We start from the raw sequence: 16972 nt of genomic DNA, 5'->3' as shown, positions 1-16972 counted from the left end.
CTGCTTTTCTTATGCGCAAGATAGATACCCTCAGGCAAAAATGACGTAGAAGTATGAGATCGATGCGCAAACAATGTGTGTACTCCACGCAGGAAAAACTTCTACTGGAAATCTCTTGCCCAAGAGGCTATCCTTACTATTTGCGTGACTATGCTCTAGGGGAGGATTGTGTCTCGACCCGATATAGTGACGCATAGGCTCCTGGGTGCCAGCCCAGGTGGTGCGAGGCGGCCCCCGCACGTAAACCTCCATGTTCGATTTTGAAGGAGCACTACATGGCAAAGCAGACAAAAGGCGTAGCTGTTGCAAACGCCTCTGAGACCCCGCGTCTCAAGCAGCACTATCTTGATACCGTGCGTGACGAGCTTAACAAGCAGTTCAACTACAAGAGCGTCATGCAGATTCCCAAGATTGAAAAGATTGTCGTCAACATGGGTGTTGGCGAGGCGGCTACCGATTCCAAGGCAATTGACGGTGCTGTTTCTGACCTTCGTGCAATCACGGGCCAGCAGCCCCTCGTTACCCATGCTCGCAAGTCCATTGCTACCTTCCATTTGCGTGCAGGTCAGCCCATTGGCGCCAAGGTGACGTTGCGTGGCGACCGTATGTGGGAGTTCCTCGACCGTCTCATCGCAATTGCTATCCCTCGTATCCGTGACTTCCGTGGCCTGTCCCCCAAGTCTTTTGATGGACATGGTAACTACTCCATGGGTGTCACTGAGCAGGTCATCTTCCCCGAGATTGACTTCGATAAGATCGACCACACCCGTGGCATGGATATCACCATTGTCACCACTGCACCCAACAACGAGGAAGCCAAGGCACTTCTTTCTGCTTTCCACTTCCCGTTTAAGGCTGAGTAATAACTAGGCATCGATGCCGCTATCCCCAAAGTGAGGGATAACGGTGGAATTTCGTAGAGGAGGATTTGTGGCTAAGACATCGATGATCGTCAAGGCGAACCGCACGCCGAAGTTCTCGACGCGCAAGCAGGACCGTTGCCAGCGTTGTGGGCGACCCCACTCCGTGTATCGCAAGTTCGGCCTGTGCCGTGTGTGCTTCCGCGAGCTGGCGCTCAAAGGCGAGCTTCCTGGCGTCCGCAAGGCAAGCTGGTAGGACACAGGGCACTGTCGTGGAGGCATCTTTCCCATGGGGTTAGATGAACCACACGTGCAGATTCATCACGAACAAAGGAGAAGGATCAATGAAGGTTACCGATCCCATCGCAGATATGTTGACACGTATCCGCAACGCGAGCAATGCAGGTAAGGACGAGGTGTCCATGCCTTCTAGCAAGGTGCTCGCTGAGATCGCCCGTGTTATGTGCGAGGAGGGCTACATCGAGTCATACAGCATCGAGGACACCAAGCCTCAAAAGACGCTGCATATCGTGCTCAAGTATGGCCCCAAGCGCACTCGCACGATTCGCGGTATCCGCCGCGTTTCCAAGCTTGGCTTGCGCATTTATAGCAAGGCTGCCGATCTGCCCCGCGTTTTGGGTGGCCTCGGCATTGCCGTCATCTCCACGTCCAAGGGCATGATGTGCGACCGCGACGCCCGCAAGTTGGGTCTCGGCGGCGAGGTCATCGCCTACGTCTGGTAGACCCTAGGAATCGATAGGAGGAGACAATGTCTCGTATTGGTAAACAACCTGTCATGATTCCTGCTGGAGTCACTGTGACAGTTGATGGTACCCACGTTAGCGTCGAGGGCCCCAAGGGCAAGCTCGAGCGCGATTTCTCTCATCTCGTCTCTATTGCACAAGTTGAGGCAAGCGACGAGATGCCGTTACACCTTGAGGTTACTCGCAATGATGAGACTCAAGACTCCAATGCTCAGCAGGGCCTGTCTCGTACGCTTCTGCAAAATATGGTGCTTGGTGTGTCCGAGGGCTTTGTAAAGAAGCTTGAGCTCACCGGTGTTGGTTATCGTGTTGCTCTTAAGGGTAGCGCGCTTGACCTTTCGCTCGGCTACTCTCACCCCGTGCTTTATCCTGCACCTGACAACATCAGCTTTGAGTGCCCCGACAACACCCACATTCTGGTGAAGGGCATTTCCAAGGAGCAGGTCGGTCAGGTTGCCGCTGAGATTCGCGCCAAGCGTCCTCCCGAGCCGTACAAGGGTAAGGGTATTCACTACGAAGGTGAGCATATCCGCAGGAAGCTCGGCAAGGCTGCTAAGTAAGCTTTGCTTTGCATAACAAGACCACTACCCCGTTAGGTAGTGGCGCGGAAAAGGAGAAGGAATGAACAAGCAGCAGGCCAAGCGAGCCGGACTGAAGCGCCGTGAGCGCCGTGTCCGCTCCAAGATTTTCGGTACGGCAGAGGCTCCTCGTCTCACCGTCCACCGTACTAATGCTCATATTTACGCTCAGGTTGTTGATGATGCAGATGCAAAGACCATCTGCTCTGCTTCGACGCTGTCCGCAGAGTTCCGTGCCACGGGCAAGATTGGCTCCAACAAGGAGGCAGCTGAGCTTGTTGGCAAGCTTATCGGTGAGCGTGCGCTCGCCGCAGGCGTGACCGCAGTTAAGTTTGACCGCGGCGGCCGTATCTATCATGGCCGTGTCAAGGCTCTCGCAGATGGCGCCCGCGCAGCGGGCCTGAAGTTCTAGGAGGAATGTAATGCCACGTGATCGTAAGCGCCAGCAGGACTCCGACCTTCAGGAGCGCGTCGTCTACATCCACCGCGTCTCCAAGGTCGTCAAGGGTGGTAGGCGTATGTCTCTCGTCGCCCTGGTAGTTGTCGGTGATGGTAAGGGCAATGTAGGCCTCGGACAGGGTAAGTCCACCGAGGTGCCTCTGGCTATTAGCAAGGGCGTTGAAGACGCCAAGAAAAACATGTTCCACGTGCCTCTGACTGATGAGGGCTCTATTCCTCATACTGTCGAAGGTCACTACGGTGCTGGCAATGTTTTGCTTAAGCCCGCAGTTCCTGGTACCGGCGTTATCGCTGGCGGCCCCGTCCGTCCTCTTTTTGATGCCGTGGGTATCAAAAATGTCATCGCCAAGTCTTTAGGCACTGACAACGCACTGAACATCATCAAGGCCGCCGCAGAGGGCCTCAAGGAGCTCGAGAGCCCCGAGGCTACCGCAGAGCGTCGCGGTCTCTCCGTCAAGGAGATATTTGCCGGGAAGGAGGCATAAGCGATGGCTGAAAAGACCATTACTGTCAAGCTCGTACGCAGCGCCGTCGCCTCCGTCAAGAAGGATCAGACGGCTACCTGCAAGGCCATGGGCCTGCGCAAGATTAACGACGTCGCGGTTCTGCCCGACAATCCGTCTGTTCGAGGCATGATCTTCAAGGTCAAGCACCTCGTCGACGTTACAGAGAACTAGGAGTTACCCAATGCAGCTCACAGATCTCCGCCCTGCAGAGGGCGCGAAGAAGGCGCGTAAGCGCATCGGCCGCGGCAATAGCTCTGGTCATGGCACCACTGCTGGTCGTGGCTCCAAGGGTCAGCTTTCCCGCGCTGGCGGCGGCAAAGGCGCTGGCTTTGAGGGCGGTCAGCAGCCGCTTGCAATGCGCCTGCCCAAGCTCCCTGGTTTTACCAACCACAACCGTGTTGAGTACGCCCCCGTCAACGTTGCTCGTCTTGAGGCTCTCTATGAGTCCGGCGAAACCGTTGATGCCGAGAGCCTCATGGCAAAAGGCGTTATCAAGCACGACTATGTGCCTGTAAAGGTCCTCGGCGATGGCGAGCTCACCAAGAGCCTCACTGTCAAGGTTGACAAGGTCTCCGCTTCTGCCAAGGCAAAGATCGAGGCCGCCGGAGGAAAGGTCGAAGCAGCGTGCTAAAGGCGATCCAAAACGCGCTTCGTATCCCTGAGCTTAGGGGCAGGATTGCGATTACCGTCGCAATCCTTGCCCTCTACCGCTTTGGGGCGTATCTGCCTGTTCCTGGAGTTCCTTTCTCCGCTATGCTCGCAGCGTATAAAAATGCAGCCGCAGGTAGCGGCGCGCTTACAGTGCTCAACCTCTTCTCAGGTGGTGCACTGTCGCGCGTTTCTGTCTTCAGCTTGGGCATCATGCCCTACATCACCGCGCAGATTATTCTGCAGATGATGCAGGCAGTTATCCCTTCGCTGGGAGCACTGGCGCGTGAAGGTGAGTCTGGTCAGCGCAAGATTACGCAGTACACGCGCTACCTCACTGTTGTTCTTTCCCTTATTTCTGCTATTGCCTATCTCTTCCTCTTCAAGAGCCCTACATATGGAATGAACTTCTCCCAGATGGGCATTCCGTCGCTTCTTGAAGACATTATTGTTGTCTTCACGCTGGTTATTGGCGCGCTCATCATTATGTGGTTGGGCGAGGTTATTACTCAGCGTGGCATCGGTAATGGCATGTCTCTCATCATCTTTGCCAACATCATGGCAGGGCTCCCTGCCGCCATCATTCAGTCTGTTGTTGCTGAGGGCAATATCTTGGTGACCATTTTGACGGTGGCGGTGGTTGCGGCAATTATTCCCGTTATCGTGTATATCGAGCGTGGTCAGCGCCGTATTCCCGTGCAGTATGCCAAACGTGTTGTTGGTCGCAAGATGATGGGTGGTCAGTCTACCTACCTGCCCATTAAAGTTAACACTGCAGGCGTCGTACCTATCATCTTTGCTTCGGCAATTTTGTATTTGCCTGCTCAGGTTGCGGTATTCTTCCCTGGCGTGGGCTGGGTCCAGGCTTTTGCAAATTCAGTTTCTACTGGCTGGATTAACTGGATTTTGTCAATTGTCTTCATCGTGTTCTTTGCGTATTTCTATACTGCAATGGTGTTTAATCCCGATGAAACAGCAGATCAGCTGCGCAAAGCTGGTGGCTTTATTCCTGGCGTGCGTCCGGGCAAAGCTACGGCTGACTATATCAAATCGACCCTCGATCACATTACGCTGCCTGGCGCCATCTTTATGGCCGCACTGGCTGTAGTGCCTTCGATTGTGTTCTCCTTTACCAACAATAGTCTCATTCAGAGTTTTGGTGGTACGTCGATTCTGATTATGGTTGGCGTTGCAATGGATACAATTGCATCTTTGGAATCCCAGCTCAAGATGCACAACTACGACGGGTTCTTCAAGTAGTTCAGTCGTTTACGCAGCGTATATGCGTATATAATGCCAGCACAGGCGCCTCTCTTTTGCGGGAGGCGCCTTTTTTGTATGTGTGGGGAGAAAATGCCAGCAGCTAGGAAAATGTTGGATTGAGCATGCGTCTGAACAAATGGCTCACTTGTCCTGCAGTTAACAAATATGCTGTACGCCCTCTAGCACACTCTTCTAGGTTTCGTAGATAATAGAGGAGTATTTGTCTTTGCCTGACTTCAAAGAAAGAGGCACGTATGAACATCGTTTTGCTTGGTGCACCAGGAGCGGGAAAAGGCACACAGGCACAGAAGCTCGTTGCCGATTTTGGTGTAGCCCACATCTCAACAGGAGACCTTCTTCGCAATGCGGTAAAAGCGGAGTCTGAGCTTGGGCTTCAGGCAAAGTCTTATATGGACGCAGGTCAGCTGGTGCCTGACAGCCTTGTTATTGATTTGGTCAAGGAGCGCCTTGCTGAACCTGATGCGCAAAAAGGCTGGATTCTCGACGGCTTCCCGCGCAACACTGCACAGGCAGAGGTGCTGGACGCTGAGCTTGCAAAGATGGGTGTTGAGCTTGACGGAGCTCTGCTTGTAGACGTGGCTTTTGATGTTATTGTTAAGCGTCTTTCTTCTCGTCGTACCTGCCGTAGCTGTGGTTATACTGCGGGCCCCGAGACGAAGGTATGTCCTCGTTGCGGTGGCGAAATGTATCAGCGCGATGATGATAAGCCTGAGACTATTCAGAAGCGCCTAGATACCTATCAGTCCAAGACAGCTCCGCTCGTTGAGTATTACGAAAAGCAGAACAAGCTTCTCAAGGTTGACGGAGATCGCCCTGTGGACGAGGTGTATGTCGATACGAAAGCGCAGCTTGGTCTATGATTCATATCAAAGGACCTGATGAAATTCAGCAGATGCGTGTGGCAGGAGCTATCTCCAAAGCAGCTCTGCGCGTAGCAGGCACTATGGCCATTCCAGGTGTAACAACCGCAGCGATTGACCGTGCTGTTGAAGACTATATTCGGGCGCAGGGAGCAAAACCTACCTTCAAGGGCTATGGGGGCTTTCCGGGAAGTATCTGTGCATCTCCTAATGCTCAAATTGTCCATGGTATTCCAAGCGAGAATACGGTCTTACAAGCGGGCGATATTCTTTCAATCGATACGGGCGCTACCAAGGATGGTTGGGTAGGGGATAACGCATGGACCTTTTTGGTGGGCGAAGTTGCGCCTGAAATACAGGGTTTATGCGAAATTACGCGAGACTGCCTCGTGGCAGGTATTGAACAAGCAGTGCCGGGCAACCGTCTGGGCGATATTGGCTATGCTGTGCAACGCCTCGCGGAGGCTCATGGCTACGGCGTCGTGCGTGAATATGTTGGCCATGGTGTAGGCCGTAAAATGCACGAGGATCCCAATGTCCCTAACTACGGTCGTCCTGGTCGTGGCGTAAAGCTCCAGGTAGGTATGGTTATTGCGATTGAGCCTATGATTACGCTTGGTAGCTACGATACGCGCATTTGGTCCAATGGTTGGACCGTGCAGACCGCTGATGGCTTGGCGGCGGCGCACTATGAAAACACCGTTGCGATTACGGCGGATGGACCTCTCATCTTAACGGCTGATGAGTTGGGACCCTGGTGTGCCATGCATGGCGGGATCGAGTCCGAAGGAGAAGCACCCCGCGATACCGAAAGGCCCGAGCAAGAAGTGTCGCAGAAACCTCTGGCTGAGCCAGATGATGCTTCGGATGGCATTTCTCCCGATAGCACTGCCGCAGAAACCTCTGGCTGAGCCAGATGATGCTTCGGATAGCATTTCTCCCGATAGCACTGCCGCAGAAACCTCTGGCTGAGCCAGATGATGCTTCGGATAGCATTTCTCCCGATAGCACTGCCGTTCTGCCTCTGTAGTTAGATGTTATTTTTTCTCAAACCCAGCTCAATGTCTTGTGAGCTGGGTTTTTTGTGCGCGAGCTTTACGAGTGTGTGACTATCTCGTGTGCTCATGAGCTACCCAGCGCTATCCGCGAACCTGCAACCTTCAACGAAAAACGACCCTAAAGCGAAGAGCTTGCGAATAGTTTGTGAAATTCAAGTAAGACTTTGCAGAACAGAGGGGGATAACTCGACTTTAGTTGCAGAGGCGATTATTATTGACTATTGCTGTCATTGTGCGATTTTGCTCTGACAGTGGTGAGATTTGGCGAGGAGAGAGCAGGACAGGTGAGCAAGCAAAACGCAATCGAGCTAGAAGGCAAGGTCGTTGAGCCTTTGCCGAATGCAATGTTTAACGTCGAGCTCGAGAACGGCAAGACCATTCTGTGCACCATTTCAGGCAAGATTAGGATGAACTACATCCGTATCCTGCCCGGCGACCGTGTTGTCGTCGAGATTTCTCCCTACGATCTTACAAAAGGACGCATTACCTACCGTTACAAGTAGACAATGTGTCCGGGCGGACGTCTTGACTCGCCACAGCCAAGGCCAAGCCATGCAAGGACACAGCCGGGAATTCACGCCAGCGGCTGGGCGATGACATAGTTCGGACCGGCACTACCGGAAGGAAAGACAAAATGAAGGTACGTCCTTCGGTCAAGAAGATGTGCGACAAGTGCAAAATTGTACGCCGCCATGGCAAGGTTTTTGTAATCTGCGAAAACCCTCGTCACAAGCAGCGTCAAGGTTAAGGGGGCAACAAGTTGGCACGTATTAACGGCGTCGACCTGCCGCGTGACAAGCGCGTTGAGGTTGGCCTCACCTACCTTTATGGCATCGGCCAGACAAGCGCCACCAAAATCTGCGAGGCCTGCGAGATCTCCACGGAGACCCGCGTTAAGGACCTTACAGAAGACGAGGTGACCAAGATCCGCGATTACATCGATGCAAACTTTACGACGGAGGGTGACCTTCGCCGCGAGCGTCGTACGAATATCGCCCGTCTGATGGAGATTGGCTGCTACAAGGGCCTGCGTCACCGCAAGGGCCTTCCTGTAAACGGCCAGCGCACCCACACTAACGCACGCACCCGTAAGGGTCCGCGTCGTCAGGTCGGTGGAAAGAAGAGGGGATAACGCATGCCGCAGAAGAAAAACGTTCGCAACACGCGCGTGCGTCGTGCGGACCGCAAGAACATTGCAGTAGGCCAGGCACACATTAGGTCTACCTTTAACAACACGATCATTTCGATTACCGACGCACAGGGCAACGTAATTGCTTGGCAGTCTGGTGGCACCGTTGGCTTTAAGGGCTCTCGTAAGTCCACGCCCTTTGCAGCACAGGTTGCAGCAGAGGCTTGCGCCAAGGCAGCTATGGAGCACGGCCTGCGTAAGGTTACCGTTTTTGTGAAGGGCCCTGGTTCGGGTCGCGAGACCGCCGTTCGTAGCCTCCAGGCCGCAGGTCTTGAGGTTTCTGGTATCCAGGACAAGACTCCCATCCCCCACAACGGTTGCCGTCCTCGCAAGCGTCGCCGCAACTAATCAGGAAGGACAGACAAAATGGCAGTTGATAGGACTCCTGTCCTCAAGAGGTGCCGCGCGCTCGACATCGATCCCGCGGTGATGGGTTATAACAAAAAGTCTCACCGCGAGCCCAAGCAGTCTCGCCGCCAGCCGTCTGAGTACGGCCAGCAGCTCCGCGAGAAGCAGAAGGCAAAGTTTATCTACGGTGTTCTTGAGAAGCAGTTCCGTATTTATTACAAGCGCGCAATCCGTGTTGAGGGCATTACCGGTGACAACCTGATGGCACTCCTCGAGAGCCGTCTGGACAACGTTGTCTTCCGTCTCGGCTTTGCTCGCACGCGTCGTGAGGCTCGTCAGACTGTCCGTCACGGTCACATCATCGTGAACGGCAAGCGTGTCGATATTCCTTCTTATCAGGTTCAGACTGGCGATGTTGTTGCAGTTGCTCCTGAGTACAAGGATCTTCTCCCCATCAAGGAGGCAGTCATTGCTTCTGAGCACATGACTGTTCCTGCCTGGCTGGAAGTTGACATCGAGAAGCTGTCTGGCACCGTTCTTCAGGTCCCGACTCGCGATCAGATTGACCTCGTCAATGACGAGACAATCGACCCGCAGCAGATCGTCAACCTGTACTCCCGTTAAACCGGTAAGTCAGGAGGATTTACATGTCCGAGTTCATTCGGCCAGAAGTTTCGGTGGAAGAGATTAGCGAGCACATCGCACGTATCAGCGCAGAGCCGCTGGAGCGTGGCTATGGCGATACGCTGGGCAACTCGCTACGTCGAGTTCTGCTTTCCTCTCTTGAGGGCGCAGCCGTTGAGGCAATCAAAATCGATGGTGTTCAGCATGAGTTCACCACCGTGCCTGGCGTCTACGAGGATGTCACCGATATCGTTCTTAACGTTAAGGGCCTTGTGTTCCGTGCAAATGGTACGGGTGATGAGGCTATTGCCACCATCAACGTTGATGGCCCCATGACCGTCACGGGCGGGGATTTCCAGATTCCTGCTGAGTTTGATTTGGTCAATAAGAGCCAGGTTATTTGCCACCTCGGCGAAGGCCAGCACCTTACGATGTCTATGCGCATCGCTTGTGGTCGTGGCTATGTGTCGGGCGATGACAACGATCACGGCAATCCTATTGGGGTTATCGCGATTGACTCTCTGTATTCGCCTGTTCGTCGTTGTGCCAAAGTTGTTACCCCGTGCCGCGTTGGTCAGCATACCGACTATGACCGCCTCGTGCTTGAGGTGGAGACCGATGGCTCGATCTCCCCGCGCGATGCCGTTGTCGAGGCTGCCAACATCATCAATCAGCACATGGCTGCGTTCATGACGCTAACTGATGAGGAGGAGCCTGTTGAAGACACCTCCATCTTTGCGACGGGCGAAGAGGAAGAGGACAACACCGACCTCGATAGGGCAATTGAGAGCCTGCAGCTATCTGTGCGTTCTTACAACTGCCTCAAGCGTGCTGGTATTCACTCTGTGCGCCAGCTTGTCGAGTTCTCTGAGAACGACCTGCTCAACATTCGCAACTTCGGCGTCAAATCCATCGAGGAAGTCAAAGACAAGCTCGAGGATATGGGCCTGGGACTTAAGGCCTAGTCGTCCGCACCTTTTAGAGGAGTAGCAAGACCATGAGACACAATAAAAAGAAGGGTATGAAGCTCGGCACCGATGCGAGCCACACCAAGGCAATGAAGAAGAGCCTTGTTTGCGCCCTGCTTTCTAACGATCGTATTAAGACTCTGGATCAGCGCGCCAAGGCGATCCGTCCTGAGGTTGACAAGATCATTACTTGGGCAAAGCGTGGCGACATTGCCGCTCGCCGCATGGCTATTGCCAAGCTGGGCGACAAGAACGTTGTTGCCGAGGTCTTTGACCGCGCAGCTCAGGGCCAGTGGGATGGTCGCAATGGTGGCTATACCCGCATCATGAAGCTTGGCCCCCGCAAGGGCGATGGCGCTGAGGTTGTCATCATCGAGCTCGTTACCGAGCCCGTTGCCCCCAAGGCTACCGCTAAGGTTACCAAGGTCGTTGAGCCCGCTCCTGCTAAGGAAGAGGCTCCTGAGGCTGAGGAGACCGCTGAGGCGGCTGAGTAAAGCTCTCGTTTTATGTATGTTCAAAGGGGTCTGGACTTGTGCCAGGCCCTTTTTGCCATCTGGAGATACCAGACTTTTGCAAGAGTAAAAGGTGGGCTATGACTGAGGCAGCGGGAACTGAGGCAGCAGGAACCATTGTTGTGTGCCTAGGCTATAGAGGAACAGATTTTGCTGGCTTTGCTGAGCAACCAGGACAGCGTAGCGTTGCAGGTGAGCTGCGGCGCGCTCTAGAAACTGCTTTACGGCGTCCTGTTGAGCTCGAATGTGCGGGCCGTACGGATGCAGGTGTGCACGCACAGGCACAGTATGTGAGTTTTTTGGCTGATGCTAACGAGCTTCAACGGCAAGGAAGGCGCCTTAAAGCATCTCTTGTCGCGCTAACCCCAGATGATATTTCTATTGCAGGACTCTATCAGGCTCCAGCGGGTTTCTCAGCTCGATTTGATGCCATAGAGCGTCACTATCGCTATCGAATCTCCGTAGGCAATGCGCGCCCCGTATTGTCATGGGGACATGCATGGTGGCTGCGTAGTGCACGCACACTTAATGTGGAGCAGATGAATAATGCAGCCACAGCGCTTCTGGGCGAGCATGATTTTCGCAGTTTTTGTAAGGCAAGCTCCGTTGCTCTTCTTGATGAAGCAGGGCGCTCTACCTCACGTTGCGTGACAAAGCTTGAGGTATCACAGCTCGAGGAGGCGGGTGAGCAGCTCGTTGTTGTAGATGTGGCAGGTAATGCTTTTTTGCACAATATGGTGCGCATCATTACAGGATCTTTGGTGGAAGTGGGGCGCGGACATCGTGAGCCCGACTGGCTTGCGGAAGCCCTGCAAGCGCGCAACCGCACCGCAGCGGGTCCTACAGCACCTGCAGAAGGGCTCTGCTTTGCTGCAGTAAGGTATCCCCAAGCTGCGCTAAAACCTTGGGATTAAGAACCTCTAGACATCCGGCAAGGTCGGCTATACTCAGTCAAGAGAAATTGTATGTGTTGAAGGCGAGGAGATTTTTATGCTGCACAAACGCGAACGCTTTGAGCGCACAGACGTACCTCGTAGCGATAGGGCTGGCTTGGTTTTAGCTTGTGCTGCGGCCGCATTTGTGTTGATTGGTCTTGTCATCTCACTGCGCTGGAGTTGGGTTATGGCGCATCGCGATGTCAACCTAGGCGATAGAACCCTCAAAGCATCTATCAAGTCGCAAGGTGAAATTACAGCACCCAAAGGCTATAAAACTTCCAGCGACAACTTTACCAATGTGGTGATTTTTTCGGTTGATAATCCCCATGCAGCAAAGCCCAAGCTACATGCTATTCAGCTTCTATCGATTAACGTGAGCAAGGGTACGGGTAGTTTAGTGAGTATTCCTGCGGATACAAAGCTTACAACTGATAAAGGTGACACAACGCTTTCTGCTCGCTTTGATGCTTTGGGCGCCTCGGAATGCATTGCCCCTTTGTCACGCGCGATGAATGTGCACGTAACTCACGCAATCGTAGGCACAGATGATATTTGGGAGCAGATTGCCCAGGTCAAAGATGCTGGCATGCAGTCGCTTATTGGTGCATCCACAAAGATTTTGGAGTCTCTTAAATCTGATATGACTTTTGGTGAGATGACTGATCTTGCCGAGCGTGCACTTTCTATTGGCCTTAACAAGCTGGCACGCAGTGAGGCTCCTGTTGCCGATGCCAAACTCAAAGATGGCACGCAAGCTAAATCTATTGATGCTAATAAGCTCAATGAGGCCTTGGGTACGCAGGTAGCAGCTAAGTAATGCCTGAGCTAAGCAAAACTTGTGCAAGCATTATCCACATTGCTGGAATATCCGTGAGCAGTGGCAAGATTTGCTGATATAAATTCTTTGAGGCGCGATAATCAAGAGGAGAATAGTAGAAGACGATATAGATGTTGTTGTTCGTGGTGTCGTTTGTATTTTGAGTCATTGCTCAAAAGGAGCTTCCAGATAGATGAGCAGGCTTTTTGACAAGCCCTTAGTTTCGATTGTGATGCCCGCCCACAATGTGGATGGCAGCATCTGTCGTGCTGTTGAAAGTCTTCAGCGTCAGACCTGTGAGAACTTTGAATTACTTGCCGTTGATCTGAATTCGGATGACCGTACAAGCGACATACTCGAACGTATGGCAGATAGAGATATCCGAATCACAATTTTGCATCAAAGTGATGATGATTCTCAGTTGGCGCTCAATTGCGCGCTTGATCAGCTAAGAGGTACGTATCTCCTGTTTGTACGGGGCAATGACTGGCTTGAGCCTTCTGCATTGGAAGAATTACTCCACGTGATGGAGCAGAGCAATTCCGATCTTGTGCTGTCTTCCTACTACATTGATAGCTATTTTGGGCAAAGCGAGTGTATCTCCAAACAATGTAGGTGCACGGAGGAGAGTTTTGATACGCAAGCAGATTTTAGGACTGCTGCCTGGCGTTTATTTAAAGAAGGCCAGTTGGATGATCTTTGGGGCAAGCTTTTCAAACTCAATCGCGTAAAGCAGCTCAATATTCATTTTCGCAAGCAAAGCTTTGACGGTCAGTGTTTTGTGCTGGATTATGTGCGCGATATTGAACGTGTCGCCACAGAGGCACAGCCTCGCTATCACCATTGTATTGAGGGCAATACTGTCCATCGTGGACAGTGGGGAGATAGTCTCTATCAGCAGCTTCAAGATGAGCATAAGGAGCTGCTTGAACTCTACCATCACTGGGGACTTGATGGCGATCCTGCAAGTATTGAGGTTATCCAGCGACTCTACATCAAAGGTTTTCTTGGCCTTATGAGGCGCCTTTGTGACTCCTCCTGCAAAATGCCGGCGGCTGAAAAGCGCAAGCTGGTACGTCAGATGGTTTCAGACGACGCTATACAACTAGCTGCGCGTATGGCACGACCTGAGGGACGTTGGGATTTTCTGATGCTTGCGGCTCTTCGTACACGCAATATTGCGCTGCTTATGGCGGGCGGAAGCTTTGGGGCACATCTTATGCATCACAATGCAAAAATGTCTTTGCGTAAGAAAAAATAGTGCTAAATACTATGGCGTTTAGGTGCGCTAAGTGTTGCATGGGCGTTTCCTTTTATTTATTTTTCGCTTCTCTACACATAAAAATGTATAATAACCTCACCACGTAGGACTTTCACGCATTAAGTTGCAAGGGGGATGGGCATGGGGCCCATCCGGTCGTACGTGCGAAAGGGGTCCGGCGAAAGCCAGAGAAAAGAGGAATAGCCATGAAGTACACCAATTGCTTTATCGACACATCATCTACCAGCGATTCTGCTCCAAACAAGCACCATATGAATCGCCGTAGTTTCCTCAAGGCCTCTGGACTCGCGACCATTACCCTGGGCGGAATGGCATTTTTAACGGCTTGTGGACCTGCTCCCGAAGGTACGAGTGGTTCGGCTGCCAGCAGCTCTGCTTCCCCAAAGCATACGTTTGGCTCTGAGGGCAAAATGCGTGTGGGTATGGAAGCCAACTATGCTCCGTATAACTGGCAAACGGATACTCCTAGTGATTACACGCTGCCTATTGAAAATGTTTCGGGAGCTTATGCCGATGGGTATGACGTGCAATTTGCAAAGATTATTGCTGAGGCCATGGAGTTAGAGCCTGTTGTTGTTGCTATGAGCTTTGATGGTTTGGTCGAGGCGTGCAAAAAGGGTCAGATTGACATCATTTGTGCTGGTATGACTGCGACGCCTGAGCGCGCCGAATCCGTTGACTTTTCTGATCCGTATCTTGAGGACACAGTTGCTGTTATCACCAAGAAGAACTCACAGTTTGCTGGCGCCACCAGTCTTAAGGATTTATCAGGCGCCACGATAGTGGGACAGAAGAGCACCTTCTACGATGAGGCAATTGACCAAATTCCCAATGTGAATCACGTAGATGGTCTCGAGTATGCCCCCGATGTCGTAGCGCAGCTACAAAACGATCAGGTTGAGGCCATTACCTATTCGGGTGCGAGCGCCTCCAAACTCCTTGAGACATATACAGATTTTGTTGTCTGCAAGCTTGAGGATGGCTTTACTGGAGACTATAAGTCCAATAACGACAACGCTGCTATTGCCAAGGGCCAAGATGATGTCCTAAAGAAGATTAATGCTGCTATTGCCGACGTTCCTACCAAGGAGCGCGACGAAATGTGGACTGCCTGCAACGAGCGTATGCCTCAGTAGCGCTATAGCATCCCTCGCTTGCTTCTATACATTCTTCGGAAGGATACATCCAGATGGATGACTCACACACGCAGGGCCGTATAAAGCGGCTGTGCCAGTTTGTGCAGACCGACCATCGTTATGTGGTGTTGGCTACAAGCGTCATTGCGCTAATCGGTCTGTGGTTTTCAATGCAACCTCGCTCACGAATGAGTTTTTTGGCGCCCGTATATGCGCTTGAACTGCTTATGTACTATCTGCTGTTAGCATGGATGATTTTTGCTGCGGCAGCGTTGCTGTTCAAGCTTGCAATGTGGCACAACTATGCCGAGCGATCGCCTTTTGCACGTAAGCCTTTGGTGAGCGTGGAGCGTTATGCTTCCTATGCGGTGTCTCTTATTGCAGCTGTGCTCTTTGTAGACCGTGCAGTTATGGGCGTGGTATCTTCGGCAGCAACCGCTATTGGGGCTGACAAGATTCCACACAGCGGTTTGGAAGCAGCGCTGTACATGCTCTATGAGGGGCGTGCGCTTTTCCGTACGGGCATTCTTACCACGGTTGAGTTGGCTGTTTTTGGCACAGTCATTGCGTTTTTCTTGGCACTGTTAATGGCCACACTGCGTTTGCTCAAGATTGATCGCTCGGACAATGATTTAGTGCGTTTCTTTAAGGCCGTAGGATCTGGGTTTGCCAAACTTTACTCAACTGTTGTACGCGGTACGCCCATGATGGTACAGGCGCTAATTATTTATAATGCAGGATTTGCCGTGTTGCTAGGTACGGGTATGAGTTCGGGACAGATTCGCTTGGTGTGGTCAACGTTTATCGCTGGCCTAGTAACGGTGTCTCTCAACTCCACTGCCTACATGATGGAGGTGTTGCGCGGCGGTATCGAGTCAGTCGATGCAGGCCAGACCGAGGCAGCACGTTCGCTCGGTCTTTCTCAGTGGCAGACTTTGCTGCGTGTGGTGTTTCCTCAGGGTATTAAGTTTGCTATCCCAGGTCTTTCTAACGAGCTCGTTATTAATATCAAGGACTCGTCAGTACTATCTGTTATTGGTGTGGTCGAGCTGATGTATGAGTCTCGTGCTATGGCTGGTATTTATTACAAGAATATCGAGGTTTACCTGGTTGCCGCAGTGTTCTATCTGATTTTGACGGCAGTGGCAACGTATTTGCTCAATAGGCTTTCCAGGTATTTGGATGCACCTCGGTTGGAGCAAACCTCCGACTCCATTCACGCCGCGGTCGCTGCGGACAAGTAGTAAGGAGTAGCGATGACTATCAATACTCAAACCATTCGTGAGCCGGATACTGCTGAAGAGCTCCTGGTGCGCATTGAGGGTCTGCGCAAGTGTTTTGGCAATCATGAGGTGCTCAAAGATATCAATCTAACTGTTAACAGAGGCGAAGTTGTTACCATTATCGGCGCATCTGGTTCGGGCAAATCAACTTTGCTGCGTTGCATTAATTTGCTTGAGACGCCCGATTCAGGTCATGTGTGGTTTCATGGCAGCGATCTTGCGGCTGAGCATGTAGATGTCAATCGCCTGCGTCAAAACATCGGTATGGTATTTCAGAGCTTTAATCTGTTCAACAATATGAACGTGTTGGGAAATTGCACGTTGGCGCCGGTTCTGCTTAAAAAGGTGACAAAAGCAGAGGCAGAAAAGACGGCGTTGCAACGTTTGGATGAGGTTGGACTCAAGGATTTTGCAGGCGCTGCGGTAAACACGCTTTCGGGTGGACAAAAGCAGCGTGTCGCGATTGCGCGAGCGCTCTGCATGGAGCCTATCCTTATGCTTTTTGATGAGCCAACAAGTGCGCTTGACCCTGAGATTGTTGGTGAGGTTCTCGAAATTATGCGTCGTCTTGCCGAACAGGGCATGACCATGGTGGTTGTGACCCATGAGATGGACTTTGCCAAAAATGTCTCTGACAAAGTTGTCTTTATGGATGAGGGCATTATTGCCGAGGAAGGCCATCCCAAAGACATGTTTACCCATCCCCAATACGAGCGTACGCGTGCGTTCTTGTCTCGCTATTTGGAAGATACGAACGCTGAATAAGATGGGCGCGAGCCGGACGGCACACTTTTGGTTTTGGGTGGATACCGTATCTCAGGTGGTCTTATTTTTGCGCCTTGCTTTGACAGTTCTGGG

24 protein-coding genes and 1 pseudogene are annotated in these 16972 nt (G+C 52.2%); 24 read left to right on the top strand and 1 reads right to left on the bottom strand.

Going from position 1 to position 16972, the window contains the following annotated elements:
- The first annotated feature begins 275 nt into the window (after positions 1 to 275).
- The 20 genes and pseudogenes from rplE to BN4314_RS03140 all read left to right on the top strand — a co-directional run bounded on the left by rplE (position 276) and on the right by BN4314_RS03140 (position 12413).
- The gene (rplE, locus tag BN4314_RS03235; protein WP_021734755.1) at positions 276 to 863 is read left to right on the top strand and encodes a 50S ribosomal protein L5; all 588 of its coding nucleotides are present in this window, start codon (positions 276 to 278) and stop codon (positions 861 to 863) included.
- 67 nt (positions 864 to 930) lie between these two features.
- A complete protein-coding gene (locus BN4314_RS03230; protein ID WP_021734502.1) occupies positions 931 to 1116 on the top strand; it encodes a type Z 30S ribosomal protein S14 in 186 nt (61 codons plus the stop codon).
- An 88-nt stretch (positions 1117 to 1204) separates the two neighbouring features.
- Complete coding sequence (gene rpsH / locus BN4314_RS03225; protein WP_021734584.1) at positions 1205 to 1603, top strand: 30S ribosomal protein S8; 399 nt, start codon at positions 1205 to 1207, stop codon at positions 1601 to 1603.
- Positions 1604 to 1629: 26 nt separating this feature from the next.
- Positions 1630 to 2184: a 50S ribosomal protein L6 gene (gene rplF / locus BN4314_RS03220; protein ID WP_021734754.1), complete on the top strand. Its 555-nt coding sequence runs from the start codon at positions 1630 to 1632 to the stop codon at positions 2182 to 2184.
- 61 nt (positions 2185 to 2245) lie between these two features.
- A complete protein-coding gene (gene rplR, locus BN4314_RS03215) occupies positions 2246 to 2614 on the top strand; it encodes a 50S ribosomal protein L18 (RefSeq protein WP_021734472.1) in 369 nt (122 codons plus the stop codon).
- A 10-nt stretch (positions 2615 to 2624) separates the two neighbouring features.
- Entirely contained in the window at positions 2625 to 3146 is a 522-nt protein-coding gene (gene rpsE / locus BN4314_RS03210; RefSeq protein WP_068539769.1) for a 30S ribosomal protein S5, read from the top strand.
- A gap of 3 nt (positions 3147 to 3149) precedes the next feature.
- Positions 3150 to 3338 (top strand): 50S ribosomal protein L30, encoded by a 189-nt coding sequence (gene rpmD, locus BN4314_RS03205; protein ID WP_021734718.1) that lies wholly within the window; start codon positions 3150 to 3152, stop codon positions 3336 to 3338.
- 10 nt (positions 3339 to 3348) lie between these two features.
- A complete protein-coding gene (gene rplO / locus BN4314_RS03200) occupies positions 3349 to 3798 on the top strand; it encodes a 50S ribosomal protein L15 (protein ID WP_021734646.1) in 450 nt (149 codons plus the stop codon).
- Complete coding sequence (secY, locus tag BN4314_RS03195; protein WP_068539768.1) at positions 3792 to 5075, top strand: preprotein translocase subunit SecY; 1284 nt, start codon at positions 3792 to 3794, stop codon at positions 5073 to 5075. Before rplO ends, secY begins: the two co-directional genes overlap by 7 nt.
- A 257-nt stretch (positions 5076 to 5332) precedes the next feature.
- The gene (locus BN4314_RS03190) at positions 5333 to 5959 is read left to right on the top strand and encodes an adenylate kinase (protein WP_068539766.1); all 627 of its coding nucleotides are present in this window, start codon (positions 5333 to 5335) and stop codon (positions 5957 to 5959) included.
- A pseudogene (map, locus tag BN4314_RS03185) lies at positions 5956 to 6735 on the top strand (type I methionyl aminopeptidase); the annotation flags it as partial. The gene BN4314_RS03190 and the pseudogene map, both read left to right, overlap by 4 nt.
- Positions 6736 to 7301: 566 nt before the next feature.
- Positions 7302 to 7520 carry a translation initiation factor IF-1 gene (gene infA / locus BN4314_RS03180; protein WP_021734522.1) on the top strand — a complete coding sequence of 73 codons (219 nt, stop codon included), beginning with the start codon at positions 7302 to 7304 and terminating at the stop codon, positions 7518 to 7520.
- Between the two features lie 131 nt (positions 7521 to 7651).
- Positions 7652 to 7765, top strand: coding sequence for a 50S ribosomal protein L36 (rpmJ, locus tag BN4314_RS03175; RefSeq protein ID WP_021626867.1), 114 nt, complete (start codon positions 7652 to 7654; stop codon positions 7763 to 7765).
- A gap of 12 nt (positions 7766 to 7777) precedes the next feature.
- The gene (gene rpsM / locus BN4314_RS03170) at positions 7778 to 8149 is read left to right on the top strand and encodes a 30S ribosomal protein S13 (RefSeq protein WP_021734627.1); all 372 of its coding nucleotides are present in this window, start codon (positions 7778 to 7780) and stop codon (positions 8147 to 8149) included.
- Between the two features lie 3 nt (positions 8150 to 8152).
- On the top strand, positions 8153 to 8554 hold the full coding sequence (gene rpsK, locus BN4314_RS03165) for a 30S ribosomal protein S11 (protein WP_021626865.1): 402 nt from the start codon (positions 8153 to 8155) through the stop codon (positions 8552 to 8554).
- Positions 8555 to 8572: 18 nt separating this feature from the next.
- Complete coding sequence (gene rpsD, locus BN4314_RS03160) at positions 8573 to 9178, top strand: 30S ribosomal protein S4 (protein ID WP_021734780.1); 606 nt, start codon at positions 8573 to 8575, stop codon at positions 9176 to 9178.
- A gap of 23 nt (positions 9179 to 9201) precedes the next feature.
- Complete coding sequence (locus tag BN4314_RS03155) at positions 9202 to 10143, top strand: DNA-directed RNA polymerase subunit alpha (protein WP_021734675.1); 942 nt, start codon at positions 9202 to 9204, stop codon at positions 10141 to 10143.
- A gap of 32 nt (positions 10144 to 10175) precedes the next feature.
- Positions 10176 to 10640, top strand: a complete 465-nt coding sequence (rplQ, locus tag BN4314_RS03150; RefSeq protein WP_068539764.1) for a 50S ribosomal protein L17 — start codon at positions 10176 to 10178, stop codon at positions 10638 to 10640.
- A 98-nt stretch (positions 10641 to 10738) separates the two neighbouring features.
- Complete coding sequence (truA, locus tag BN4314_RS03145) at positions 10739 to 11572, top strand: tRNA pseudouridine(38-40) synthase TruA (protein ID WP_068539762.1); 834 nt, start codon at positions 10739 to 10741, stop codon at positions 11570 to 11572.
- A 76-nt stretch (positions 11573 to 11648) separates the two neighbouring features.
- Positions 11649 to 12413 carry a hypothetical protein gene (locus BN4314_RS03140; protein WP_068539760.1) on the top strand — a complete coding sequence of 255 codons (765 nt, stop codon included), beginning with the start codon at positions 11649 to 11651 and terminating at the stop codon, positions 12411 to 12413.
- On the opposite strand, the gene BN4314_RS08085 is transcribed toward BN4314_RS03140, so the two are convergent.
- Positions 12406 to 12582 carry a hypothetical protein gene (locus BN4314_RS08085; RefSeq protein WP_157089940.1) on the bottom strand — a complete coding sequence of 59 codons (177 nt, stop codon included), beginning with the start codon at positions 12580 to 12582 and terminating at the stop codon, positions 12406 to 12408. The two genes, BN4314_RS03140 and BN4314_RS08085, sit on opposite strands and share 8 nt — an antisense overlap.
- Before the next feature lie 24 nt (positions 12583 to 12606).
- Between BN4314_RS08085 and BN4314_RS03135 the strand changes: the two genes are divergently transcribed.
- The 4 genes from BN4314_RS03135 to BN4314_RS03120 all read left to right on the top strand — a co-directional run bounded on the left by BN4314_RS03135 (position 12607) and on the right by BN4314_RS03120 (position 16879).
- Positions 12607 to 13674, top strand: a complete 1068-nt coding sequence (locus tag BN4314_RS03135; RefSeq protein ID WP_068539757.1) for a glycosyltransferase family 2 protein — start codon at positions 12607 to 12609, stop codon at positions 13672 to 13674.
- 206 nt (positions 13675 to 13880) lie between these two features.
- Complete coding sequence (locus BN4314_RS03130; protein WP_232309710.1) at positions 13881 to 14831, top strand: substrate-binding domain-containing protein; 951 nt, start codon at positions 13881 to 13883, stop codon at positions 14829 to 14831.
- 53 nt (positions 14832 to 14884) lie between these two features.
- Entirely contained in the window at positions 14885 to 16075 is a 1191-nt protein-coding gene (locus tag BN4314_RS03125; protein WP_068539755.1) for an amino acid ABC transporter permease, read from the top strand.
- A gap of 12 nt (positions 16076 to 16087) precedes the next feature.
- Positions 16088 to 16879: an amino acid ABC transporter ATP-binding protein gene (locus tag BN4314_RS03120; RefSeq protein WP_269746740.1), complete on the top strand. Its 792-nt coding sequence runs from the start codon at positions 16088 to 16090 to the stop codon at positions 16877 to 16879.
- Positions 16880 to 16972: the final 93 nt, after the last annotated feature.

This window comes from Olegusella massiliensis (assembly GCF_900078545.1).
In the GTDB taxonomy this organism is placed as follows: Bacteria; Actinomycetota; Coriobacteriia; order Coriobacteriales; family Atopobiaceae; genus Olegusella; species Olegusella massiliensis.
Note: the sequence above shows the minus strand (reverse complement) of the source record. Positions and strands in the feature narration are given on the sequence as shown.

Excerpts from the sequence above, each read along its gene's own strand:
- rpsE (WP_068539769.1), top strand. The coding sequence starts at position 2,625 with ATGCCACGTGATCGTAAGCGCCAGCAGGACTCCGACCTTCAGGAGCGC.
- BN4314_RS08085 (WP_157089940.1), bottom strand. The coding sequence starts at position 12,582 with ATGACTCAAAATACAAACGACACCACGAACAACAACATCTATATCGTC.
- truA (WP_068539762.1), top strand. The coding sequence starts at position 10,739 with ATGACTGAGGCAGCGGGAACTGAGGCAGCAGGAACCATTGTTGTGTGC.
- BN4314_RS03135 (WP_068539757.1), top strand. The coding sequence starts at position 12,607 with ATGAGCAGGCTTTTTGACAAGCCCTTAGTTTCGATTGTGATGCCCGCC.
- BN4314_RS03125 (WP_068539755.1), top strand. The coding sequence starts at position 14,885 with ATGGATGACTCACACACGCAGGGCCGTATAAAGCGGCTGTGCCAGTTT.
- rplE (WP_021734755.1), top strand. The coding sequence starts at position 276 with ATGGCAAAGCAGACAAAAGGCGTAGCTGTTGCAAACGCCTCTGAGACC.
- rpsD (WP_021734780.1), top strand. The coding sequence starts at position 8,573 with ATGGCAGTTGATAGGACTCCTGTCCTCAAGAGGTGCCGCGCGCTCGAC.
- rpsH (WP_021734584.1), top strand. The coding sequence starts at position 1,205 with ATGAAGGTTACCGATCCCATCGCAGATATGTTGACACGTATCCGCAAC.
- rpmJ (WP_021626867.1), top strand. The coding sequence starts at position 7,652 with ATGAAGGTACGTCCTTCGGTCAAGAAGATGTGCGACAAGTGCAAAATT.
- rplQ (WP_068539764.1), top strand. The coding sequence starts at position 10,176 with ATGAGACACAATAAAAAGAAGGGTATGAAGCTCGGCACCGATGCGAGC.
- BN4314_RS03155 (WP_021734675.1), top strand. The coding sequence starts at position 9,202 with ATGTCCGAGTTCATTCGGCCAGAAGTTTCGGTGGAAGAGATTAGCGAG.
- rplR (WP_021734472.1), top strand. The coding sequence starts at position 2,246 with ATGAACAAGCAGCAGGCCAAGCGAGCCGGACTGAAGCGCCGTGAGCGC.
- BN4314_RS03140 (WP_068539760.1), top strand. The coding sequence starts at position 11,649 with ATGCTGCACAAACGCGAACGCTTTGAGCGCACAGACGTACCTCGTAGC.
- BN4314_RS03130 (WP_232309710.1), top strand. The coding sequence starts at position 13,881 with ATGAAGTACACCAATTGCTTTATCGACACATCATCTACCAGCGATTCT.
- BN4314_RS03120 (WP_269746740.1), top strand. The coding sequence starts at position 16,088 with ATGACTATCAATACTCAAACCATTCGTGAGCCGGATACTGCTGAAGAG.
- rpsK (WP_021626865.1), top strand. The coding sequence starts at position 8,153 with ATGCCGCAGAAGAAAAACGTTCGCAACACGCGCGTGCGTCGTGCGGAC.
- rplF (WP_021734754.1), top strand. The coding sequence starts at position 1,630 with ATGTCTCGTATTGGTAAACAACCTGTCATGATTCCTGCTGGAGTCACT.
- rpmD (WP_021734718.1), top strand. The coding sequence starts at position 3,150 with ATGGCTGAAAAGACCATTACTGTCAAGCTCGTACGCAGCGCCGTCGCC.
- rplO (WP_021734646.1), top strand. The coding sequence starts at position 3,349 with ATGCAGCTCACAGATCTCCGCCCTGCAGAGGGCGCGAAGAAGGCGCGT.
- BN4314_RS03190 (WP_068539766.1), top strand. The coding sequence starts at position 5,333 with ATGAACATCGTTTTGCTTGGTGCACCAGGAGCGGGAAAAGGCACACAG.